Genomic DNA, 22,017 nt, shown 5'->3' on the forward strand with positions numbered 1-22,017 from the left:
GTCCACTGTACGGAGCGGGGGTGCGCGGGACGGCGCACCCGACGGGTCGCCGGTAGGGTCTCCGGACAGGTGTGCCGGGAAGTCTGGTCGGCAGGTCCTCTACCGCCGACCCCGCTGGAGCCCCCCATGAGCAAGCCCCCCGGTTCGACGGTCTTCGCCCGCGGTTCCTGGGCCGAGACCCGCCGGATCACCGACATCCTCCGCAAGGAGACCGTGGGCGGGGCCCTGCTGCTCGCTGCGGCGGCGATCGCGCTGGTGTGGGCCAACTCCCCCTGGCGGGCCGCGTACGAGACCCTGCGCGACACACGGATCGGGCCGGCGTCCCTGCACCTCGACCTCACTCTCGGGACCTGGGCCGCCGACGGCCTGCTGGCGATCTTCTTCTTCGTCGCGGGCCTCGAGCTCAAGCGGGAGTTCGTGGCCGGCGACCTGCGCGACCCACGCAGGGCGGCGCTGCCCGTGGCGGCCGCCGTCGGCGGCATGGCCGTCCCCGCGCTGCTGTTCGTGTTGCTGAACCTGGGCGGTGCGCCGGGCGCACTGCGGGGCTGGGCGATCCCGTCGGCGACCGACATCGCCTTCGCCCTCGCCGTCCTGGCGGTGATCAGCACCCACCTGCCGAGCGCGCTGCGGACCTTCCTGCTCACCCTCGCCGTGGTCGACGACCTGCTGGCGATCGTGGTGATCGCGCTCTTCTACACCGAGGACCTCTCCGTCGACTCGCTGCTGCTCGCGCTGGTCCCCCTGGCGCTCTTCGGGTTCCTCGTGCAGAAGCGCGTCCGGAGGTGGTGGCTGCTGCTGCCCCTGGCGGTGGTGACCTGGGTGCTTGTGCACGAGTCCGGCGTGCACGCCACGGTCGCCGGGGTCCTGCTCGCCTTCACCGTCCCGGTGGTGCGCAGCCAGGCCGCCGGGGGGCCGGGGGCCGGCCCCGGGCTCGCCGAGCACTTCGAGCACCGGCTGCGGCCGCTGTCGGCCGGGGTCGCGGTCCCCGTCTTCGCCTTCTTCTCGGCCGGGGTGGCCGTGGGCGGGTTGTCCGGGCTCGCCACGTCCGTCACCGACCGCGTGGCCCTGGGCATCGCCGTGGGCCTCGTCGCGGGCAAGGCGATCGGCATCACCGCCTCGACCTGGCTGGTGTCACGGTTCACCCGCGCCGAGCTCGACGAGGACCTCGGCTGGCCCGACGTGCTCGGCCTCTCACTCCTCGGCGGCATCGGCTTCACCGTGTCCCTGCTCATCACCGAACTGGCCTACGGAGCCGGCTCGCCCACCTACGACCACGCGAAGGTCGGCATCCTCACCGGCACGTTCGTGGCGGCGCTGCTGGCCACGGTGGTGCTCCGGCTGCGCAACCGCCGCTACAAGCGGATCGCCGAGCAGGAGCGCGCCGACGCCGACGCCGACGGCGTCCCCGACGTGTACCAGCGGCGTTCCGCCGACGGCTGAAAAAGCGCGTTGCCGACCCCTCGGAGGGGACGTACCGTCGAGGTACACGAGAGAGGAGGTGGTCCGAACTTTGCATGCTTATCGGACTCGTGAGGTGGCTGTCCGCTAGCCGCCGTCCAGATGGGCCGCCCGTTCGGAGTGGAATCCGAACGACGGCATGATCGCCCGTCCGTCGTACGGCGGCGAGCGAGAACCGGACAGTCACCCGACCCCCGGGCTGCCGACACTTGTCCAGTCGGCCCACGCGCTGCCCCCTGGCCCGCCAGGCAGGGCGCCGTGGAGCAGCCCGGGGGTTGTCCGTTTCCCGGGGAGGTCCGCCCTGTCCACCGGCGCGGTCGGGACCGGCGACTCCCCCGGCGCGTGGGTCGCTGCCGCCCTCCGGCGCGACCGCACCGTCGCCTCCCTGGTGCCACCGGTCTTCGAGGCCTACGCCCGGGTCCTGCACCCCGCCGTGCGCTACGCCGGGGACGACGACGTCGACGTCCGCTGGGACGAGGTCGCGGCCTACAACGGCACCACGGCGCACCGGCTGATGCAGTGGCCGGCGATCACCGGCTCCTGGGAGTACGTCAGCGAGGACGACCAGCCCGACGTCTGGAACGACAGCCCCGCCGAGGGCCACCTGCCCGCCTCCGTGGCCGCGGCGCTGGCCGGCCTGCTCGCCCGGTGGACGACCACGCCGGACGAATGCTGGTTCGGTTGGTGCGACGACGCGCACGACGGCCGGCCGCACCTGGCGCTGCCCACCTGCGACCTGTTGCTGCGCCGCGGACCGGTGACGCTGGCCTCGGCCAACTTCGCCCCCGAGCCGCAGGAGCAGAGCGCCGCCGTGTGGTGGCCGGCCGACCGCGCCTGGTTCGTCGCCACCGACCCCACCCTCATGAGCACCTACGTCGGCGGGCCGGCCGGCGCGATCGACGACCTCCTCGGCTCCCGGCTGGAGGCGCACCCCGCCTCCCCCGACGACCCGGTGGGCCACGACACCGACCCGGTCAACCCGCCTCCTACCCGCTTCTGACAGCGGACCCCGTCGCCCCCACGCCCCGCAGGCTCGGCGCGGGTCCCGCCTGCCCCGTCCCGGGCGCCCCCGTCCAGAGGCCCGCCGCGGCCCCGTCCCGGGTCCCACCCTGAGCTTGCGAGGGGTGGGGAGGACGGGGTCCTCCTTCAGAGGACGGCGAGCTCCGCGGCCAGGTCGTCCAGCCCCAGCGAGCCCTGCGACAGCGCGGCCATGTGCCAGGCCTTCCGGTCGAAGGCCGCGCCCCGCGCCCGCTGCGCCGCCGCACGACCGTCCAGCCAGGCGCGCTCGCCGAGCTTGTAGCTGATCGCCTGCCCGGGCAGCCCGAGGTAGCGGACCAGCTCGCTGTCGAGGAAGGCCGGGGTGGCGCCGCTGTGCTCCCCGAGGAAGGCGCGGGCGAGCTCCGGCGTCCACGGCCGCCCGCGGTGCGCGGCGAGGGCGCCGTCGGCGTCGTCCGGTACGGGCAGCCCCAGGTGCATGCCGATGTCGATGACGACCCGCACCGCCCGGAGCTGCTGGGCGTCGAGGAAGCCCAGCCGCGTGCCCGGCTCGGCGAAGTACCCCAGCTCGTCCATGAGCCGCTCGGCGTACAGCGCCCAGCCCTCGACGTTCGCGCTGACCGAGCCCAGCGACGTCTGGTAGGTCGACAGCTGTCCCGAGACGTACGCCCACTGGGCCAGCTGCAGGTGGTGGCCCGGGACGCCCTCGTGGTACCAGATCGAGGTCAGGTCCCAGAGCGGGAACCGCTCCCGGCCGAGGGTCGGCAGCCAGGTGCGGCCGGGACGGGAGAAGTCCTGCGCCGGTCGCGTGTAGTACGGCGCGGCGGCGCTGCCCGGGGGCGCGATCATCGCCTCGACCCGGCGGACCGGCTCGGCGAGGTCGAAGTGGACGCCGTCCAGGGCCGCGATCGCGTCGTCCATCATCGTCTGCAGCCGCTCGCGGATCGCCTCGACGCCGTCGACGGCGGGACCGTGCACGTCCAGCCAGCGCATGGCCTCCATCGGCGTGCTGCCGGGCACCACCCGCTCGGCCTCGGCCCGCTGCTGGGCGACGATCCGGCGGTGCTCGGCCCAGCCCCAGGCGTAGGCCTCCTCCAGGCCGTCACCGGCGCCGAGGTCCGAGCCCGTCCAGCGACGGGCGGCCAGGGCGTAGCGGTCGCGGCCGACGGCGTCCGGCGTCCCCTCGGCCCGGGGCAGGTAGACCTCGCGGAGGAAGTCGCGCATCTCGGCGACCGCGCCGTCGGCGGCCTGCGCGGCGGCGTCCAGCTCGCCGCGGAGCGCGTCGGGGCCGCCCGCGGCGAACCCCCCGAAGAAGGGCCCGGCCAGCCACTCGCCGAGCTGCTCCACCACCGTCGAGACCTGGCGCGGGGCCACCAGGAGCCCACGCCGGGCGCCCTCCTCGAGCGAGGCGCGGAAGCCGCGGTAGGCCTCGGGGACGCGGGCCATCCGGCGGCCGACGACCGCCCAGTCCTCGGCCGAGGACGTCGGCATGAGCAGGAAGACCTGCCGGATCGAGTGCACCGGGCTGAACAGGTTCGACAGCGCGCGCAACCCCTCGCCGGCCTCGTGCACGTCCAGCTCGGCGCTCAGCCGCTCGCGCAGCAGGCGCGCACAGCGCCGCTCGACCGGGTCGTCGTCCAGCGCCGGGTCGGCCCCGAGCACGCGGTCCAGCTCGGCGAGGGTGTCGCGGGCCAGCTGCGCCTCGGCCTCCAGCCCGGTCGGGCTGGGGTCGGGCAGCCGGTCGTCGCCGGGGCGGGTGCCCAGCGAGGTGGCGACGATCGGGTCGAGCTCGCAGACCGCGTCGACGTAGCGGTCGGCGACCCGTCTCGGCGTACCGCTCACCGCAGCCGCTCCAGCCGGGCCGACATGGTGGGCCGCAGCGGCTCGTCGCCGACGGCGCGGTCGATCGCGTACATCAGCGCGCCCTCGACGATGCCGTAGAGCCGTACGGCGCGGGACACCTCGGGGGCGTCCGGCGTGCGGGCCAGGACGTCGGTGCTCAGCTCCCAGCTGGTCGTCGTCCGGGCCCGGCCGACGTAGAGCTCGACCAGCCCGTCGGGACTGGTGACCAGCAGCTCGACGTCGTCCCCGCCGCGGGGCCGCCAGAAGCCGGACTCCCGGACCGCCGGTCCGACCACCTCCCCGTCGTCGGTGAGCCGCCAGGTGCGGGAGTCGTACGCCAGGAAGCCGCGGCCGTCGTGGCTGAACCGGATCCACTGGCCGAAGCGGTGGTCGCCCTCGGCTCCGGCGGCCTGCCCCTCGCCGTGCCATTCACCGAGCAGCGGCAGGACGGCGAGGAGCTCCTCGGAGACCTCCGGCCCCGTGCGGACGTCGACGGTGTCGGCGACCGGCAGCTCGGTGGCGCCGCTCGCGGGCTCACTCACCGTCGCGCCTCGGGGGGACGGCGGGCGAGCCGGGCGGCGCCGTACCCGCAGCCGAGCGCCGCGAACGACGCCAGGGCGACGAGGACCCAGGCAGAGACCATGCCCTCCACCGTAGGGCTGCCCGGCCCGGCCTCCCTGCAGGGCCCCCGGCCCCGTCCCGAGGCTCAGGCCCCCTCCCGGGTCCCGCAGGCCCCGTCCGGAGGCTCACCCCGAGCTCGCGAGGGATGAGAGGGACGGGCCCTTCTCCGATGGGGGAGGAGGACGGGGGGTCCTCCCACGGGTGGTGGTGAGCAGGGTGGCCCTTCCTCAGGCGGTCGCCGGCACCGCCCCGGCCGTCGCGGCCACCACCTCGTCCCACGGCGTGGGGGCGAGCCCGAAGGTGGCGGTGGTCGCCGACGCGTCGATCACGTACTCCCGGTCGAACTGGTGCCGGACGTCGACGACCTCGCGCATCGTCGGCGACACCGGCCCGATCCCGCGCAGGACCGACCACGGGATCCGGCTCACCCGGGCCGGCGGCGCAGCGATGGCCGTCGCCAGGTCGGCCAGCGCCTGCCGCTGCGAGCGCGGGGGTGCGCTCGGCACGTGCCAGGCCCGGCCGAGCGCCCGCTCGTCGGTGCCGAGGGTGGCCAGCGTGGTGGCGACGTCGGGCAGGTACGCCCAGCTGCGGAGGGCGTCGGGGTCGCCGACCACCCAGGCGCGGCGACCGCGCCGCAGCGTGGGCAGCTGCCGGACGAGGTGGGAGTGCTCGGCGGGCACCTGCGGGCCCACGAAGTCCGCGGCACGGGCCTCGGTGATCCGCACCCGGCCGGCCTCGTGCGCGGCCAGCGCCTCCCGCCACATAGCGATGCGCACCCGGCCCTTGAGGTCGGTGGCGGCCAGCGGGCTCTCGGGCCGCATCGGGCCGGTCGGGGCGCCGTAGACGTACAGGTTGGACATCGTGACCAGTACCGCGCCGGTCCGCTCGGCCGCGTTGAGCAGTGCCGTGGCGACGGGCGGCCAGTCGGTCGCCCAGCGGTGGTAGGCCGGGTTTACCGCGTTGTAGAGCGCCGCCGCGCCGTGTGCGGCCGCGGCGAGCGCGGCTGCGTCGGCCGCGTCCACCACACGGTGCTCGACGGTGTCCGTGGACCTGCCGCCGCTGCGCGACAGCACCCGCACCTGGTGTCCTCGGGCGGCCAGCAGCTCGGCCGTCGCCGTCCCGACCGGCCCCTTGCCCACGATCACGTGCAGTGCCATGACCCCTCCTCGGTCGAAGCGCGAGAGCGGTGCTCTCCGCTGCGATCGACGCTCGCACATCGTCGATCGCGTCGTCAAGAGCGCTGCTCTCGTTTGCGTACACTGCTCGCGGAATGCGACGATGACCTCGTGCCGCCGACCGTCCGGGAGCGCTTCCGCGCCGAGCTGACCGCCGAGATCACTGCTGCCGCGCGCCGGCAGCTGGCCGAGGTGGGGGCGGCCGGGCTCTCGCTGCGGGCGGTGGCGCGGGAACTGGGCATGGCCTCGTCGGCGCTCTACCGCTACTTCCCGAGCCGCGACGACCTGCTGACCCGGCTGATCACCGACGGCTACGACGCGCTCGGCGCCGCCGCGGAGGACGCCGACGACCCGGCCGCTCCCCCGCGTGAGCGCTGGCTGGCGGTGTGCCGGGCCGTCCGGTCATGGGCGCGGGCGCACCCGCACGAGTACGCGCTCCTCTACGGCTCCCCCGTGCCGGGCTACGCCGCGCCGCGCGACACCGTGCCCGCGGCCGCCCGGGTGGCCGTGGTCCTGGGCCGGATCATCGGCGACGCGGCCCGCAGTGGGGCGCTGCCCGAGTCAGCGGGGCGCGAGCGGGACCCGGACCTGGTCAGCGACGAGACGGCAGCCCTGCTCGGCGGCGAGCACCCCGCCATCGACGACGCCGTCCGGCTGCGCGCCCTGCTGGCCTGGAGCTCGGTCTACGGGACCATCAGCTTCGAGCTGTTCGGCCACCTCGTCGGGTCGGTCACCGACACCGACCGGTACTTCGACGGCGCGATGGGGGAGCTCGCCGCCCTGGTCGGGCTCTGACGTGCCGATCGCCGGGAGCCCCCCGGCCGCGGCCCTGCCGTTCCGGCGGACGCCGCTGCCCGCCTCGGCCCTCGCCGCCGTCCTGCCGGCGCGTGTGCGCGGGGACGACGGCGACGTCCCGGTCGAGACCCGATCCTGGTAGGGCAGGCTGGCGGACCGGAGCGGTACCGGTCCGGGACGCGAGGGGGGTGACGCCGGTCGTGGGGATCGTCGGCAACGGTGGGGGCGGCACGCTCCGCTCGGACGTGGAGGCCCTGCTCTCCCGGACCCTCGCCCGGTACGAGCGCGTGCTGGCCAACATCGCCGACGGCATCTACGGCCTCGACGCCGACGGGCGCGTCGAGTTCGTCAACCCGGCGGCGGTGCGCCTGACCGGTCTCGCCGCCGAGGAGCAGCTCGGGCGCGACCAGCACACGATGATCCACGGGCGCCGGCCCGACGGCTCGCCGTACCCGAAGCACGAGTGCCCGGTCTGGGCCGCACTGCACAGCGGCCGGACGGTCAGCGCCGACCACGAGGTCTTCTGGCACCGCGACGGCACCCCCGTGCCGGTCGAGCTGATCGCCGTCCCGGCGGTGGAGGACGGCGCGGTGACGGGCGTGGTCGTCTCCTTCCGCGACCTGACCGACCGGCTGGCCGCCCGGAGCCAGGCCGTGGAACTGCGGCGGGTGACCGAGCGGGCCGCCGAGCAGCGGGCGCTGTCCGACCGGCTGCAGCAGGCGCTGCTGACCCCGCCGCCGGAGCCCGACCACCTGCAGGTCTCCGTGCGGTACCGCCCGGCAGCGCACGGGGCGCAGGTTGGCGGCGACTGGTACGACGCGTTCCTGCAGCCCGACGGCGCGACGATGCTGGTCATCGGGGACGTCGTCGGCCACGACAGCGACGCCGCCGCGGCGATGGGGCAGCTGCGCGGTCTGCTGCGGGTGCTGGCCTACGACAACGAGGAGCCACCGTCGGCGACGCTGTCCCGCGCCGAGCACGTGGCGCGCGGGCTCGCGGTGAGCACGCTGGCGACCGTCGTCCTCGCCCGCGTCGAGCGGCACCCGGACGTACCGGTCGCGGGCACCCGCGTGCTGCGCTGGAGCAACGCCGGGCACCTCCCGCCGGTGCTGCTGGCCCCCGACGGCTCGACGACGCTGCTCGAGACCCGCCCCGACCTGATGCTCGGCATCGACCCCGACGCACCGCGCACCGACCACACCGCCGAGCTGGCCGATGGGCACACCCTGCTGCTGGTCACCGACGGCCTGGTCGAGCGCCGGGATGCCGACCTGGACCAGGGGCTGGCGATGCTGCGGGAGGCGCTGCGCGATCTCGGCGAGACGTCGCTGGAGGAGCTCTGCGACACGCTGATCGAGCGGATGCTGCCCGTGGACGGGGCCGACGACGTCGCGATCGTCGCCGTCCGGGCGCACCCCGAGGACCGTCCGCGGCCGCCCGAGGCCGGCCCCAACCGCCTCCCACCCGGCGTCGACTGAGGAAGGACCCCCTGCCCTTCACCACTCGTGCGCTCGCGGCGAGCCGCTGGGCGGGGCCACGCGCGACGGCGCCCGCCCCGGCGAGTGCCGGGACGGGCGCTGTGCCGCACCGCTAGTCGATGGCGACGGTCGTCTCGTTCAGGCCGACGTCGGCGGTGAGGACGCGCTCACCCCTGCCGGCCGGAGCCAGGGAGCGGAGCTTCCACTCACCCGGGGCGGCGAAGAAGCGGAACTCGCCCTCCGGGCTGGTGACCACCTCGGCGGTGAACTCGTCGGTCGAGTCGAGCAGCCGGACGTAGGCACCGGCCACGGGGGCGCCGTCGTGCCAGACCTGGCCCTGGATGACCGTCTGGGTCGTCAGGTCCACGCCGGCCAGCGCGCCGCCCTGCTTGGGAGCGCCGCACATGCTCAGGCCCCCTTCTCGATCGGGACGCCGACGAGGGAGCCGTACTCGGTCCAGGAGCCGTCGTAGTTCTTGACGTTCTGGTGGCCGAGCAGCTCGCGCAGCACGAACCAGGTGTGGCTCGAGCGCTCGCCGATCCGGCAGTAGGCGATGGTGTCCTTCGAGGTGTCGAGGCCGGCCTCGGCGTAGAGCGTGGCCAGCTCCTCGTCGCTCTTGAAGGTGCCGTCCTCGTTGGCCGCCTTGCTCCACGGCACGTTCACCGCGGTGGGGATGTGGCCCGGGCGCTGTGCGCCCTCCTGGGGGAGGTGGGCCGGGGCCACGAGCTTGCCGCTGAACTCGTCGGGCGAGCGGACGTCGACCAGGTTCTTCTGGCCGATCGCGGCGACGACCTCGTCGCGGAAGGCGCGGATGTCGGTGTCCTGGTCCTTGGCGCGGTACTGGGTGGCCGGGCGCTCGACGACGTCGGAGGACAGCGGGCGGCTGTCCAGCTCCCACTTCTTGCGGCCGCCGTCGATCAGCTTGACCTGGTCGTGGCCGTAGAGCTTGAAGTACCAGTAGGCGTAGGCGGCGAACCAGTTGTTGTTGCCGCCGTACAGCACGACGGTGTCGTCGTTGCTGATGCCCCGCTCCGACAGCAGCTGCTCGAACTGCTCCTTGCTCACGAAGTCACGGCGCAGCGGGTCCTGCAGGTCGGTCTTCCAGTCCAGCTTGACCGCGCCCTCGATGTGGCCCTTGTCGTAGGCGCTGGTGTCCTCGTCGACCTCGACGAAGACGATGCCGGGGGCGCCGATGTGCTCCTGGGCCCAGTCGGCGGAGACGAGCACGTCGTTGCGGCTCATGGGGGGTGTTCCCTCCTGTGGTAGGTGTGCGGTCGGTCAGGCGGTGCGCGCGGGACGGGCCCGGCGGACGGTCGGGTGCAGCTGACGGCCGGGGCAGGAGCCCGTGGCCGCGTGGAGCAGGGCCGCCACCAGCGCGAGGCCGGTCGCGACGGCGAGGACGGCGCCGGGGACCCACGCGGCGGCGCGCGGACCCCGGACGTCGACCTCGTGGCCGGTCGGGAGGTGTGCTGGAGGCATGGGAGCAGGGCTTCCGGACGGCGGTCAGGGCACGTCGGGACGAGGCCGGGCTCGTCCTAGGAGGCCGGACACAGGCAGCTGCCGACGCGGCACAGGTCCACTGTGCGGCGACTGGTCAGCAGGATGCCCACGGCGCGAGGGTAACGGATCACAGTCCTCACCCGTCCCGGGCACCGGCGCGGGCGACGTGCGCCTCGACCAGCGCGGTGAGCTCGTCGGGGCGCGGAGCGCCGCTCCTGCCGCCGAGCAGCCGGCCCGCGCGGTCCACGTAGAGGAGCGTCGGGGTGCGCCGGACGCCCAGCTCACGGACGGCGTCGAGGTGGCTCTCGGCGTCGACGTCGACGTACGCCAGTCCGGGCCGGGTGGCCTGCAGCTGCTGCAGGCGGGCCCGGGTCGCTCGGCACGGCCCGCAGAACGCCGTCGAGAACTGGACGACGGTCAGGTCGGCATCGCCCGGGCACACGCCCAGGCCCTCGAGCACGGCGGTGGCCGCCCGCCCCTGCTCGCCGGCTCCCATCGGGTCCACGTCGGGGAGCAACCCGCCCGGCCCACCGGCTGTTCCGGGTCGCCCGATCGGGGGCCTCAGCCCCGCAACACCGTGTCGGCCGCCTCGACCCGCACCCGCACACCGTCGTCGGCAGGGGCGACTCCGGTGACATGCAGTCCGAAGGGCAGTGGCGGGATGCGGTAGCGCAGGTCCAGGGCGTCGCTGACCTGGTCGACGAGGTACCCCGGGACGTCGACGCCCGCGCCGGTGGCCTCGTCGACGTCGACCACCACGGTGTCGCCGTCGAGCGAGACCGTGCCCGTGGCGGCCAGCGGCACGCGCACCCCCGCGACCTCCACGCTGCGCTGTACCCGCAGGCCGCCGCCGTCCCGCGTCACGGTCGTGCCCGGGCCGAGCTGGTCGGCGAGCAGCTCGTAGGACAGCGTCGCCGTGCCGTCGACCCGCTCCACCGGCACGTCCTGCACCGATCCGGCCAGGATGTCGGACAGCGCGACCTGCACCCCCTGCAGCGAGACGTCGGCACGGGTGCCCTCGGGCTGGCCCAGGTCCGCGCCGGAGAGGGAGATTCGCACGTCGTCGTAGCGCCCGCCGACCGCCTGGGTCAGGAAGGGGAAGCCGCCGATCTCGACCGCCGGCTCGCCGGCCAGGCCGCCTCGCTCGGCGACCAGCCGCGCCACCCGGTCCTCGGCGAGCGCCTCGGCGCCCCGGTCGGCAGCGAACGCCAGCCCACCGAGGAGCAGCAGGACCACCAGCAGGGCGCGCACGGCCGGCCGATCAGAGCGCGTTCTGCAGGAGGACGGAGAACGCCACCGGGGCGGCCGCGGCGAAGGGCAGCACCGCCTGCAGCAGGACCGCCGCCCAGGCCCGGCGCGGGCCTGACGCGACGACGAAGCCCGCGGCCAGCCCGGTGAGCGCGGCGACCGCGCCCAGCGCCAGACCGGCGACGACCGCACCGAGGACCGTGGCGACGTCGCCGGCACCGGTGCCGACCACGGCCACCACCGGACCCGCCAGCACGCCGAGCACCAGCGCGGGCACGCCCCTCGGCACGCCGGCCGCGACCGCCGGACGGGGCAGCAGGACGTCGACCAGGGAGCCCACCAGCAGCGTCGCCCCGACGACGAGCAGCGCGGTGGCCGCGGCCGTCCCGTCGCCGGCGGCGGGCAGGAGCAGCAGGACGGCCAGGGCGCTGACCGTGGTGATCAGCAGCAGGACGCCGGCCAGCGAGCCGACGACGTCGGACCGCGGCGCCCGGCGCAGCATCTGGTGCAGCACCGCGGCGAGCAGGCCCAGGCCCGGGACGGCGAGCAGCGCGCCGATCTCCGGCCGCTCGGGCACCACGAGCAGCAGGTCCGCGCCGGCCGCCGCGGCGAGCCCCAGCGCCGGCGCGCCGATCCGCCCGGGGATCCCGGTCGCCGGCACCCACGCCGCGACCAGCGCCACCTGCAGGACGGCGACCGCCGCCAGCCGGCCCGTCTCACCCGCGACCGCCGGCAGCCCGACCAGCACCGCCGTCGCGACGACGACGGCGACGGCGACGGGCAGGTGCCCCACACGGGCCGGGAGCCCGGGTCGCGCCTCGGTCACCGTCACGGTCCGATGGTCGCAGACACCCACCGACCGGTGCGCTCGACGAGCGGCGCGGTGGCGCCGCTCCCCGCGTGTCCGGACCCGGGGACCACCCCGGCCGTCGCCGTCGGGCCCGCCTCCTGCGCGGCGGCGACGAGGCCGGCCAGTCGTGCGCCGTCGTCCGTATCAACGGTCACAGATCGCGATCTGATCACGTAGGGGGCCGGATGGATCACGTCGGTTATCCTGCTGTCTCTTCGACAGCGCCGTCGTGGGTCCCCGGACGACGTCCGTCGTCCCCGCCTCCCCTGAGGAGACGTCATGCGACTCGTGCTGATGACCGCCGCGCGTCAGGCCACGACCGAGGTGCTGCCCGCCCTCGGCCTCCTGGGCCACCACGTCCGCGTGGTGGCCCCGGAGCTGTCGAGCCTGCTCGACGGGGACTCCGGCGACGTCGTCCTGGTCGACGCCCGGCACGACCTCATCCAGGCGCGCACCCTCTGCGGGCTGCTGTCCTCCACCGGCGTCGCCTCCGCCCTGGTCGCGGTCCTCTCCGAGGGCGGCCTGGTCGCGCTGTCGGCGGACTGGGGCGTCGACGACGTCCTGCTCGACACGGCCGGCCCGGCCGAGGTCGACGCCCGCCTCAAGTGGGCCACCGCCCGCCGGCTGGCCGCCGCCTCCCCCGCCGACGGTCCGGAGGGCGGCGTGACCCAGGCCGGCGAGCTGGTGATCGACGAGCACAGCTACTCGGCCAAGCTGCGCGGCCGCCCCCTCGACCTCACCTACAAGGAGTTCGAGCTGCTGAAGTACCTGGCCCAGCACCCGGGCCGGGTCTTCTCCCGCGCGCAGCTGCTCCAGGAGATCTGGGGCTACGACTACTTCGGCGGCACCCGCACCGTCGACGTCCACGTGCGCCGGCTGCGGGCCAAGCTCGGCACCGAGCACGAGGCGCTGATCGGCACCGTGCGCAACGTCGGCTACAAGCTCGACCAGCAGGTCGCCGACGCCGCCGCGGCCGCCGCGCGCGCCGAGGCCGAGGCCCGGGCGCAGAACGACACCGAGCTGGTCTGAGGCCCTCCTGTCCACCGCTCCCCTCGTCCGGGACGTCGCCCGGCTCGACCCGGCCGATGTCGACGCGGTCCTCGCGCTGCTGCGCGCGGCGACCGCGGCCGACGGCGTCCGCCCGCTCTCGGAGGAGGCCGAGCTGCGGCTGCAGCACGGCGGTCCGGTCGGCGGTCGCGACGTGCTCGCCACCGCCGCCGACGGCACGCTGACCGGCTACGCGCGGTTCGAGGGCGGGGACGGCACCGGGGACGCCGAGGCCGAGCTGGTCGTCGCTCCCGGCGCCCGCCGGCAGGGGGTCGGCCGCACGCTGCTGGCCCACCTCGAGGAGCTGGCCGGCGACCGCGCGCTGCGGGTCTGGGCCCACGGCGACCTGCCGGGCTCGGCCGAGCTGGCACAGCCTCGCGGGTACGAGCGGGCCCGGGTGCTGCTGCAGATGCGCCGCGACCTGGCTGGCGTCGACCCCGAGCCCCGGCTGCGCCTGCCCCCGGGCGTCGTGGTGCGCACCTTCCGGCCCGGCCGCGACGAGCAGGCCTGGCTGCGCACCAACGCCCGCGCCTTCGCGTCCCACCCCGAGCAGGGCAGCTGGACGACGGAGGACCTGCTGCTGCGCGAGGCCGAGTCGTGGTTCGACCCGGCCGGCTTCTTCCTCGCCTGGGACGGGGACCGCCTGCTGGGGTCGCACTGGACGAAGGTGCACCCGCCCGGCGACGAGGGGCCGGAGGCGGTGGGCGAGGTCTACGTGCTCGGGATCGACCCCGACGCGCAGGGCCTCGGTCTGGGCCGCGCGCTCACCGACGTGGGGCTGGCCCACCTGCGGGGTCTCGGACTGCGCCAGGTGCTGCTCTACGTCGAGGAGGACAACGCCGCGGCGGTGACGCTCTACGAGCGCAGCGGGTTCACGCGGCACGCGGTCGACGTCTCCTGGCGCCGCGACCGCTGAAGAAGGACCACTCTCCGCCCTCCGCGGCACGGCCCCGTCCCGGGCACCGCCCTGAGCTCGCCGGGGGCGGGGAGGACGGGGTGCTCCCGCCGCGGGGCCGCTGCGCCAGTCGGCGCGCCCTCGTTCACCGGCTGGACGTGAGTTGGTCCACATCCCGTGACGCAGGCCTCGGGCACCGTTCACCTACCGTTCACCGGTGCACGGGGAGGCGTCCACCTCGGCTCCCTAGCGTCGGTCCTCGTTGGTTCCGCGCTGCCCGGCAGGAGGTCCGGGCACACGTCGAAGGGCCCCTTCCTTGAAGCTCAGCACCACGTCGCGCGCCGCCGTCCTCTCGACCGCGCTCGCCGGCACCCTCGCGCTGACCGCCTGCGGCGCGGCGAACGAGGGGAGCGGCGGTGGCGGCAGCACCACCAGCAGCACGGGCGGCGCCACGGAGCTGAGCGGCGCGCTGGACGGCGCCGGCGCCAGCAGCCAGCAGGCCGCCATGCAGGGGTGGACCGCCGGTTACTCGGGCGTGCAGCCGGGCGTGACCGTGAACTACGACCCGGTCGGCTCCGGCGGCGGCCGCGAGCAGTTCGTCTCCGGCGGCGTGGACTTCGCCGGCTCCGACGCCGCGCTCGACGAGGAGGAGCTGACCGCTGCGGCCGAGCGCTGCGGCGGCGGCGAGGTCTTCGAGCTGCCGAACTACATCTCGCCGATCGCGGTCGTCTACAACCTCGAGGGCGTCGACGAGCTCAACCTCTCCCCCCAGGTGATCGCGGGCATCTTCAACCAGCAGATCACCGACTGGAACGACCCGGCGATCGCCGCCGACAACCCGGGCGTGACGCTGCCCGACCTGGCGATCACCCCGGTGAACCGGTCCGACGAGTCGGGCACCACCGAGAACTTCACCGAGTACCTGGCCGCCGCCGCAGGCGAGGCGTGGCCGCACGAGCCCGACGGCAACTGGCCGGTCGCCGGCGGCGAGGCCGCCCAGGGCACCTCCGGCGTCATCAGCGCCGTCAGCGGGGGCAACGGCACCATCGGGTACGCCGACGAGAGCCAGGCCGGCGAGCTCGGTGTGGCCAACGTCGGGGTCGGCGAGGAGTTCGTCGCCCCGACCCCCGAGGCGGCCGCCGCGGTCGTGGAGAACTCCGAGCGGGTCCAGGGCCGGGGGCAGTACGACGTCGCCATCGAGCTGGCCCGCGACACCACGGAGTCGGGCAGCTACCCGATCGTGCTGGTCAGCTACCACATCGGTTGCATCACGTACGACGACGCGGAGAAGGCCGGACTGGTGGCCGACTTCATGGGGTACGTGATCAGCGAGGAGGGCCAGCAGGCCGCGGCCGAGGCCGCGGGTTCCGCACCGATCTCCGACGCGCTGCGCCAGCAGGCTCAGACGGCCGTGGACGCGATCACGGCCGGCTGAGCGACGATGTCCGGCGACGGCCCGGGGTGCCCGACGGCGCCCCGGGCCGTCGGCAGGCCCGGCCCCGGTCGGGCGCCCGAACCACCCCTCGCCGGGTCCCCAGGCACCGGCCCACACACCACGGAGCAGCGGTGAGCAGCACCAGGACCACACCCCCGTCCCCCGCCGGGACCGGACGGTCGGTCCGCCGTCCCGGTGACCGCGTCTTCGCCGGTGCCGCCAAGGGCGCCGGCATCCTCATCCTCGTCATCCTCGCCGGGGTCGCCGCGTTCCTCGTCGTGGAGGCGGTGCCGGCGCTGACCGCCCCGGCCGAGGACATCCCCGGCGGCAGCGGCCTGGCCGCCTACGTCGCCCCCCTCGTCTTCGGCACCCTGCTGGCGGCGGTCATCGCGCTGCTGGTGGCGGCGCCGCTGGCGGTGGCCATCGCGCTGTTCATCGGCTACTACGCGCCGCGGCGGATGGCCCAGGGGCTGGGTTACCTGGTCGACCTGCTCGCCGCGATCCCCAGCATCGTCTACGGCTTCTGGGGCATCTTCTGGCTGGCCCCCAAGCTGGTGCCCTTCTACGAGTGGCTCGAGCGCCGCCTCGGCTTCATCCCGCTGTTCGCCGGGCCGGCCTCGACCACCGGGCGCACCATGCTGACGGCGGGCCTGGTGCTCGCCGTGATGATCCTGCCGATCGTCAGCGCCATCTCACGCGAGGTCTTCCTGCAGGTGCCGAGCCTGCACCGCGAGGCGGCACTGGCCCTGGGTGCCACGCGCTGGGAGATGATCCGGATGGCGGTCCTCCCCTACGGCCGGTCCGGCGTCATCGGTGGCGCCATGCTGGGCCTGGGCCGGGCGCTCGGCGAGACCATGGCCGTCGCCATCGTGCTGTCGGTCTCCGGGGGCATCACCTTCAACCTGATCAGCAGCGGCAACCCCTCGACGATCGCCGCGAACATCGCGCTGGAGTTCCCCGAGTCCTCGGGCATCGACATCAACACGCTCATCGCCAGCGGCCTGGCGCTGTTCGTCATCACCCTCGCGGTCAACATGCTGGCCCGCGCGGTCGTCAACCGGCGCGCCGACTTCTCCGGAGCGAACTGATGAGCTCGACCTCCACCGCGCCGGCGCCCACGGGCAGCAGCGCGCCCGCCCCACGCCGGGGTGAGCGCGCCCGGCGGCTGCCGAACTGGGCGCCCTGGGCCGCCTTCGCCGCGGCCGCCGTCGTCGTGGGCGCGCTCTGGCCCCTGTTCGACCTCAACATCGCGCTGTTCGTGCTCTACACCGTCGTCCTCGGGACCCTGGCGGTGTACGTGCTGACCCGGACCGTGGAGGGCCCCCGGCGGGCCACGGACCGGCTGGTCACCTGCCTGGTGGTGAGCGCCTTCGGGCTGGCGATGGTGCCGCTGGTCTCGCTGGTCTGGGAGGTCCTCAGCCGCGGCTTCGCGCGCCTGGACGGCGAGTTCTTCAACTCGTCGCTGGTCGGCATCGTCGGCGAGGGCGGCGGCGCCTACCACGCGATCATGGGCACCCTGATCATCACGGCGCTGACCACGCTGATCTCCGTGCCGATCGGCCTGATGACGGCGATCTTCCTCGTCGAGTACGCCCGCGGGAGGCTGAAGCGGGCGATCACCTTCCTGGTCGACGTCATGACCGGCATCCCGTCGATCGTGGCCGGCCTGTTCGCCTACGCGCTGTTCGCGATCTTCCTCGGCCCGGGCATCCGGCTCGGCGTCATGGGTGCGATCGCGCTGTCGGTGCTGATGATCCCGGTCGTCGTCCGCTCGGCGGAGGAGGTGCTCAAGCTGGTCCCCAACGAGCTGCGTGAGGCCTCCTACGCGCTGGGTGTGCCGAAGTGGCGCACCATCGTCAAGGTGGTCATCCCGACGGCGATCGCCGGCCTGGGCACCGGCGTCACCCTGGCGATCGCCCGCGTGGTCGGCGAGACCGCTCCGTTGCTGATCACCCTGGGCATCACCAACGCCACGAACCTCAACGCGTTCGACGGCCGCATGGCGACCCTGCCGGTCTACGCCTACTACCAGCTCACCCAGCCGGGCGTCCCGCCGCAGTTCGCCACCGATCGGGCCTGGACGGCGGCCCTCGTCCTGATCATCCTGGTGATGGGTCTCAACGTCGTCGCCCGGCTCATCAGTCGCTTCTTCGCCCCCAAGACCGGTCGCTGACCGGCAACCCTGGAGGACCCTCAGTGGCCAAGCGCATCGACGTCTCCGACCTCAACATCTACTACGGCAACTTCCTGGCGGTCGAGAACGTCAACGTCTCGATCGAGCCGCGCAGCATCACGGCCCTCATCGGGCCGTCGGGCTGCGGGAAGTCCACCTTCCTGCGCTCGATCAACCGGATGCACGAGGTCATCCCCGGCGGGCGCGTCGAGGGCAAGATCGTCATGGACGGCCAGGACCTCTACGGCGCCGACGTCGACCCGGTGGACGTCCGGCGGCAGATCGGCATGGTCTTCCAGCGCCCCAACCCGTTCCCGACCATGTCGATCTACGAGAACGTCGCCGCGGGCATCCGGCTGAACAACAAGAGGATGAGGAAGTCCGACCTCGACGACCTGGTCGAGCGCTCGCTCCGGGGCGCCAACCTGTGGAACGAGGTGAAGGACCGTCTCAACCGTCCGGGCGCCGGCCTCTCCGGTGGTCAGCAGCAGCGGCTGTGCATCGCCCGCGCGATCGCCGTCGAGCCCGACGTCCTGCTCATGGACGAGCCGGCCTCCGCGCTGGACCCGATCTCCACGCTGGCGATCGAGGACCTGATGGCCGAGCTCAAGGAGCGCTTCACCATCGTCATCGTCACCCACAACATGCAGCAGGCGGCGCGGGTGAGCGAGCAGACGGGCTTCTTCAACCTCAGTGGGGTCGGTCAGCCGGGCCGGCTGATCGAGTTCAACCCGACCGAGAAGATCTTCAGCAACCCGGACGAGAAGGCGACCGAGGACTACATCTCCGGCCGCTTCGGCTGAGCCGACCAGCCTCCAGGGCCGCCGTGGGACTCCCGCGGCGGCCCCTTCGCGTGCGTCGGCCCTTGGACCCGAGGGTGCCGGTCCACGAGCGGGGCACACCCGGGCCGCGCGGGACCGTCGCGCCCCGACCTCCTCCCCGGGACCCTCACCCCCGGTCGCGCCGCGCGAGCAGCGCCTGGGTCGCCGGGGACACCCTCGCGGGGGCGCAGGCGGGGCCGGGCTCAGCAGCTGGCGGTGCTGGCGACCGGCTCGGCGGACGGGGTGGCGGGCGCGGCGGGGGCCGGCGTCTCGGGGGCCGCGACCGGCGCCGGGGGGATCACGACCGGGACGACGCTGGAGAAGCCCGGGCCGATGACCAGCTGGATCGTCCCGCCGGTGGCGTCGCTGGGCTGCAGCACCGCGCCGGGGACGGCGGCGGCGACGGTGCGGGCCTGTTCCTCGGCGCCGGCACCGAAACGGACGACGGTCTCGTTCACCACGCCGAGCTCGTTGCCGACCTGGCCGACGCCGAAGCCCTGCGCCCGCAGCTGGTCGGCCACGGAGGCGGCCAGCCCGCTCGTGGCGGTGCCGTTGAGGACGTCGAGGGTGATCCCCGCGGGCGCGGCGGTCAGCGGCTGCTCCGCGGGCGTGGTGACGGGCTGCTCCGCTGCCGCGGGTGCGGGAGCGGCGGCCACGGCGGCCGGGTCGGCGGGGGCGGGGGCGACGAGCTCCGCGGGCAGCCGGCCCTCCTCGATCACCTGGTCGAACAGGGACCGGGTGGTGGTGGAGTCCAGCACGACGTGGGCCTGCTCGCTGCCGGCCGGCACGTAGCCCACCTGGGCCACCGGGAGGCCGATCCGCTGCACCGCGTCGCCGGAGAGGTCACCGAGCGCGCCGGCGAGGGTGCGCAGGTCGCCCAGGGTGGTCGTCTCGTCGACGGTGAGGGCGTCGGAGGCGCGGGTCAGGAACCGGGTGAGGGTGGCCGGGTTGCCGAGGATCCCCGCCGACATCGCCGTCCGCAGGGTGGAGGTGAGCACCAGCTGCGCCCGCTCGGCGACCGCCTCGCCGGTGACGTCGGCGCCGGCGTCGCCCGGGGCGAGGTAGCCGGTGGCGCGCTCCCCCGACACGGTGCTGGCGCCGGTCGGCAGCGGCTCGGCCGCGGCGGTGACCGCCGGCGTCGCCGCGGGCAGGCAGACGGCGACGCCACCGAGGGCGTCGACCATGCCGGGCAGCCGGTCCAGGTCCACGCCGAGGTAGTGGTCGACGCGCAGCCCGGAGAGCTGCTGCACGGCGCGGACCGTGCACGACGGGCCGCCCTGCAGCAGGGAGTCGGCGAAGGACTCGGTGACCGCCTCGCGCACCTCGCCGTCGGCGCGGACGCAGGTGGGGGTGTCGACCAGCGCGGTCGGCGGGATGCTGACCAGGACGGCCCGCTCCTCGTCCGCGGTGACGTGCGCCAGCAGGGTGGCCACCGAGGCCGGCCCCTCCGCGCCGGGCAGGCCCGTGCCGACGACCAGGTAGGTGGCCGCGCCCTCCTGGAGGGCGGGCGCGAGCACCTCCGCGCCGTCGGGGGTCAACGCGGCAACGCGCTCGATGCGCTGGTCGACGTAGAAGTACAGCCCCAGGTGGTAGGCGAGGACGACGCCCAGCAGGGCCGCCAGACCGACGGCGGCGCGGATGAGGCGGCGGCGGCCGGGGCTGCGGGCGGCGCGGCGGGCGGCCCGGCGCTCGCGCGGGGAAGGCGGCGCGAGCCGGGTGGCGCCGGACAGCGCGGCGTCCCGGCCCGGGATCGGCGGCAGCGGCGCGATCGGTCGGGACGGGCGGTGGCCCGCCCCCTCGTCGAGCGGCGGGAAGAGCGGCACCGACGGGCGGGCCGACGGCGGTACCGGTGGCAGGCCGCCGCGTGGCGGCTCGGCCGGGGTCTGCGGCTGCGCGGTCGGTACGGGCAACGGGGGGACGGCGGCCGGCGCACCGGCGGGCGCGGGTGCACGACCGGCCGCCCCACCGGGGACCGGGGGCAGGCCGCGCTGCGGGGCCGGGGTGTCGCCGGCCGCACGGGGGACGTCACCGGACCGCCGTCCGGAGGGCGTGCGGGCCGCCGGGGGCGCGACGGGGGCGGGGGCGGGTGCGCCCTCGGCCGGCACCGGGGGCAGGCCGCGCCGGCGCTCCGGGGTCTTCTCGCCGACGGCCAGGGGCAGCGGGATCTCGCCGGTCCGGGCGGCCCGGCGGCGACCGACCTCACCACCCTGGCGGGCGATCAGCTGCTCGACGGTGATCGACTCACGGGCCGGCGCCCCACCGGCCGCGCCCGGGGAGGGCGCGGCCGGGCGACGCCGGCCGTGGAGACGGCCGGACGCCCGGGCCTCCTCCGCGTCGTCGCGCGTGCGCTCGTTCCCCACCCGTGCCGACTTCCCATCGTCGAACTCCGCCCTGGCGGGCACCGTCGTTCCCATCCGCGCGCGGTGGTACCGCTCCGCAGTCGGGCAGTCACCCACGATACGTGCGCGGAGGCTTCCTCCCGGGACGGACGCGCGGAGATCGGCAGGCAGGACCCTGCGCGTCGTCGTAGCGTCCCCCGGGTGAAGCTGCCGTTCGTGCCGGGGCCGTCCGACGTGATCTCCGCGGTGGAGGGGTTCCGCGACGGCGTCACCGAAGCGCTCGCGCTGGTCCCGCGGCTGGCGACGGTCGTCGGGCGCGTGGAGTCGCTGCTCGACCGGGTCACGACCGTCGTCGACCGGGTGGAGGGCATCGTCGACCGGGCCGACGCGGCCATCACGTCCGTGGAGGGCACCCGCCAACGGGCGGACGACGCCATCGCCGCCGTCGAGGTCACCCGGAAGCGGGCCGACGACGAGGTCGCCGCGGTGGACGCGACCCGGCGGAGTGCCGACGACGCCGTCGCGGCGGTCGGTCGCACCCAGCAGAAGGCCGACGAGGCGATCAGCGCGGTCGGCAGCACCCAGCAGAAGGCCGACGCGGCGATCAGCGCGGTCGGTCGCACCCAGCAGAAGGCCGACGCGGCGATCAGCGCGGTCGGTCGCACCCAGCAGAAGGCCGACGAGGCGATCGCGGCGGTGGCCCGCACGATCTCCCGCTCCGACGACGCGATCACCGCGGTCGGACAAACGATCTCCCGTTCGGACGACGCGATCACCGCGGTCGGACAGACGATCTCCCGTTCGGACGACGCGATCACCGCCGTGGAAGGGACCATCGCCCGATCGGACGACGCGATCACCGCCGTCGGACGGACCATCGCCCGGTCGGACGACGCGATCACCGCCGTGGAAGGGACCATCGCCCGGTCCGACGAGGCGATCACCGCGGCCGGCGGGACGGTCTCCGCCGCGGACGGCGCGGTGACCCGGGCCGAGGGACTGCTGGGCCGGGTCGACCCGATGGTCGACGTCTTCCAGGAGCCGCTGCGGGCCCTCGAGCCGGCGGTGCGCCGCCTGGCGGCGAGCATCGACGCGGACGAGGTGGAGGCGGTGGTCGCCTTCATCGACCGCCTGCCCCAGCTGATGACGCACCTCGACGAGGACATCCTGCCGGTCATGGGGTCCCTGGGATCGGTCGGCGAGGACGTGCACGACCTGCTCGACACCATGCAGGACCTGCGACACGTGGTGAAGGGCTTCCCCGGCTCCCGGCTGTTCCGCCGGCGGGGCGCGGAGGAGGTCGCGGAGGACGAGGAGCGGGAGGCCGCCGAGGGCGGGTGACGG

The 22,017-nt window shown here is 75.0% G+C and carries 21 protein-coding genes; 11 read left to right on the forward strand and 10 right to left on the reverse strand.

Annotated features, from left to right (window positions below; all coding sequences use genetic code 11):
- Positions 1-126: 126 nt before the first annotated feature.
- Positions 127-1,440 (forward strand): Na+/H+ antiporter NhaA, encoded by a 1,314-nt coding sequence (nhaA, locus tag ACU610_RS17275; RefSeq protein WP_446768926.1) that lies wholly within the window; start codon positions 127-129, stop codon positions 1,438-1,440.
- Positions 1,441-1,846: 406 nt separating this feature from the next.
- Positions 1,847-2,458 carry a hypothetical protein gene (locus ACU610_RS17280; RefSeq protein WP_446768927.1) on the forward strand — a complete coding sequence of 204 codons (612 nt, stop codon included), beginning with the start codon at positions 1,847-1,849 and terminating at the stop codon, positions 2,456-2,458.
- Positions 2,459-2,604: 146 nt separating this feature from the next.
- Here the strand turns inward: ACU610_RS17280 and ACU610_RS17285 are convergent, their stop codons facing one another.
- The 3 genes from ACU610_RS17285 to ACU610_RS17295 form a co-directional block, all read right to left on the reverse strand.
- Complete coding sequence (locus ACU610_RS17285) at positions 2,605-4,296, reverse strand: DUF885 domain-containing protein (RefSeq protein ID WP_446768928.1); 1,692 nt, start codon at positions 4,294-4,296, stop codon at positions 2,605-2,607.
- Positions 4,293-4,838 carry an FABP family protein gene (locus tag ACU610_RS17290; RefSeq protein ID WP_446768929.1) on the reverse strand — a complete coding sequence of 182 codons (546 nt, stop codon included), beginning with the start codon at positions 4,836-4,838 and terminating at the stop codon, positions 4,293-4,295. Before ACU610_RS17290 ends, ACU610_RS17285 begins: the two co-directional genes overlap by 4 nt.
- A gap of 306 nt (positions 4,839-5,144) precedes the next feature.
- The gene (locus ACU610_RS17295; protein ID WP_446768930.1) at positions 5,145-6,074 is read right to left on the reverse strand and encodes an NAD-dependent epimerase/dehydratase family protein; all 930 of its coding nucleotides are present in this window, start codon (positions 6,072-6,074) and stop codon (positions 5,145-5,147) included.
- Positions 6,075-6,203: 129 nt separating this feature from the next.
- On the opposite strand from ACU610_RS17295, the gene ACU610_RS17300 reads away from it, so the two are divergent.
- On the forward strand, positions 6,204-6,887 hold the full coding sequence (locus tag ACU610_RS17300; RefSeq protein WP_446768931.1) for a TetR/AcrR family transcriptional regulator: 684 nt from the start codon (positions 6,204-6,206) through the stop codon (positions 6,885-6,887).
- A 188-nt stretch (positions 6,888-7,075) separates the two neighbouring features.
- On the forward strand, positions 7,076-8,365 hold the full coding sequence (locus tag ACU610_RS17305) for a PP2C family protein-serine/threonine phosphatase (protein WP_446768932.1): 1,290 nt from the start codon (positions 7,076-7,078) through the stop codon (positions 8,363-8,365).
- 112 nt (positions 8,366-8,477) lie between these two features.
- On the opposite strand, the gene ACU610_RS17310 is transcribed toward ACU610_RS17305, so the two are convergent.
- The 6 genes from ACU610_RS17310 to ACU610_RS17335 all read right to left on the reverse strand — a co-directional run bounded on the left by ACU610_RS17310 (position 8,478) and on the right by ACU610_RS17335 (position 11,945).
- Positions 8,478-8,771, reverse strand: coding sequence for a DUF1416 domain-containing protein (locus ACU610_RS17310; protein WP_446768933.1), 294 nt, complete (start codon positions 8,769-8,771; stop codon positions 8,478-8,480).
- Between the two features lie 2 nt (positions 8,772-8,773).
- Positions 8,774-9,607, reverse strand: coding sequence for a sulfurtransferase (locus ACU610_RS17315; protein ID WP_446768934.1), 834 nt, complete (start codon positions 9,605-9,607; stop codon positions 8,774-8,776).
- A 36-nt stretch (positions 9,608-9,643) separates the two neighbouring features.
- Positions 9,644-9,844, reverse strand: a complete 201-nt coding sequence (locus ACU610_RS17320; protein ID WP_446768935.1) for a hypothetical protein — start codon at positions 9,842-9,844, stop codon at positions 9,644-9,646.
- Positions 9,845-10,001: 157 nt separating this feature from the next.
- Positions 10,002-10,361, reverse strand: a complete 360-nt coding sequence (locus ACU610_RS17325) for a thioredoxin family protein (RefSeq protein ID WP_446770730.1) — start codon at positions 10,359-10,361, stop codon at positions 10,002-10,004.
- A 65-nt stretch (positions 10,362-10,426) separates the two neighbouring features.
- Positions 10,427-11,116 (reverse strand): LmeA family phospholipid-binding protein, encoded by a 690-nt coding sequence (locus ACU610_RS17330; protein ID WP_446768936.1) that lies wholly within the window; start codon positions 11,114-11,116, stop codon positions 10,427-10,429.
- A gap of 10 nt (positions 11,117-11,126) precedes the next feature.
- Positions 11,127-11,945, reverse strand: coding sequence for a hypothetical protein (locus ACU610_RS17335; protein ID WP_446768937.1), 819 nt, complete (start codon positions 11,943-11,945; stop codon positions 11,127-11,129).
- Positions 11,946-12,242: 297 nt separating this feature from the next.
- Here ACU610_RS17335 and ACU610_RS17340 point away from each other — a divergent pair, with 297 nt between their 5' ends.
- The 6 genes from ACU610_RS17340 to pstB all read left to right on the forward strand — a co-directional run bounded on the left by ACU610_RS17340 (position 12,243) and on the right by pstB (position 18,316).
- On the forward strand, positions 12,243-12,992 hold the full coding sequence (locus ACU610_RS17340; RefSeq protein ID WP_446768938.1) for a winged helix-turn-helix transcriptional regulator: 750 nt from the start codon (positions 12,243-12,245) through the stop codon (positions 12,990-12,992).
- 7 nt (positions 12,993-12,999) lie between these two features.
- Positions 13,000-13,926, forward strand: a complete 927-nt coding sequence (gene mshD, locus ACU610_RS17345) for a mycothiol synthase (protein WP_446770731.1) — start codon at positions 13,000-13,002, stop codon at positions 13,924-13,926.
- A gap of 295 nt (positions 13,927-14,221) precedes the next feature.
- Complete coding sequence (gene pstS / locus ACU610_RS17350; RefSeq protein ID WP_446768939.1) at positions 14,222-15,340, forward strand: phosphate ABC transporter substrate-binding protein PstS; 1,119 nt, start codon at positions 14,222-14,224, stop codon at positions 15,338-15,340.
- A 131-nt stretch (positions 15,341-15,471) separates the two neighbouring features.
- Positions 15,472-16,428 carry a phosphate ABC transporter permease subunit PstC gene (pstC, locus tag ACU610_RS17355; RefSeq protein WP_446768940.1) on the forward strand — a complete coding sequence of 319 codons (957 nt, stop codon included), beginning with the start codon at positions 15,472-15,474 and terminating at the stop codon, positions 16,426-16,428.
- Positions 16,428-17,513: a phosphate ABC transporter permease PstA gene (pstA, locus tag ACU610_RS17360; protein WP_446768941.1), complete on the forward strand. Its 1,086-nt coding sequence runs from the start codon at positions 16,428-16,430 to the stop codon at positions 17,511-17,513. The genes pstC and pstA overlap by 1 nt, the downstream gene beginning before the upstream one ends.
- Positions 17,514-17,536: 23 nt before the next feature.
- Complete coding sequence (gene pstB / locus ACU610_RS17365; protein ID WP_446768942.1) at positions 17,537-18,316, forward strand: phosphate ABC transporter ATP-binding protein PstB; 780 nt, start codon at positions 17,537-17,539, stop codon at positions 18,314-18,316.
- Between the two features lie 221 nt (positions 18,317-18,537).
- On the opposite strand, the gene ACU610_RS17370 is transcribed toward pstB, so the two are convergent.
- Positions 18,538-20,736: an LCP family glycopolymer transferase gene (locus ACU610_RS17370; protein ID WP_446768943.1), complete on the reverse strand. Its 2,199-nt coding sequence runs from the start codon at positions 20,734-20,736 to the stop codon at positions 18,538-18,540.
- A gap of 138 nt (positions 20,737-20,874) precedes the next feature.
- Here ACU610_RS17370 and ACU610_RS17375 point away from each other — a divergent pair, with 138 nt between their 5' ends.
- On the forward strand, positions 20,875-22,014 hold the full coding sequence (locus ACU610_RS17375) for a hypothetical protein (RefSeq protein WP_446768944.1): 1,140 nt from the start codon (positions 20,875-20,877) through the stop codon (positions 22,012-22,014).
- The last annotated feature ends 3 nt before the right edge of the window (positions 22,015-22,017 follow it).

It is taken from the genome of Geodermatophilus sp. URMC 61, assembly GCF_052931555.1.

Coding starts and splice junctions, on each gene's coding strand:
- nhaA (WP_446768926.1), top strand. CDS start 127: ATGAGCAAGCCCCCCGGTTCGACGGTCTTCGCCCGCGGTTCCTGGGCC.
- ACU610_RS17295 (WP_446768930.1), bottom strand. CDS start 6,074: ATGGCACTGCACGTGATCGTGGGCAAGGGGCCGGTCGGGACGGCGACG.
- ACU610_RS17310 (WP_446768933.1), bottom strand. CDS start 8,771: ATGTGCGGCGCTCCCAAGCAGGGCGGCGCGCTGGCCGGCGTGGACCTG.
- ACU610_RS17315 (WP_446768934.1), bottom strand. CDS start 9,607: ATGAGCCGCAACGACGTGCTCGTCTCCGCCGACTGGGCCCAGGAGCAC.
- ACU610_RS17320 (WP_446768935.1), bottom strand. CDS start 9,844: ATGCCTCCAGCACACCTCCCGACCGGCCACGAGGTCGACGTCCGGGGT.
- ACU610_RS17325 (WP_446770730.1), bottom strand. CDS start 10,361: ATGGGAGCCGGCGAGCAGGGGCGGGCGGCCACCGCCGTGCTCGAGGGC.
- ACU610_RS17340 (WP_446768938.1), top strand. CDS start 12,243: ATGCGACTCGTGCTGATGACCGCCGCGCGTCAGGCCACGACCGAGGTG.
- pstA (WP_446768941.1), top strand. CDS start 16,428: ATGAGCTCGACCTCCACCGCGCCGGCGCCCACGGGCAGCAGCGCGCCC.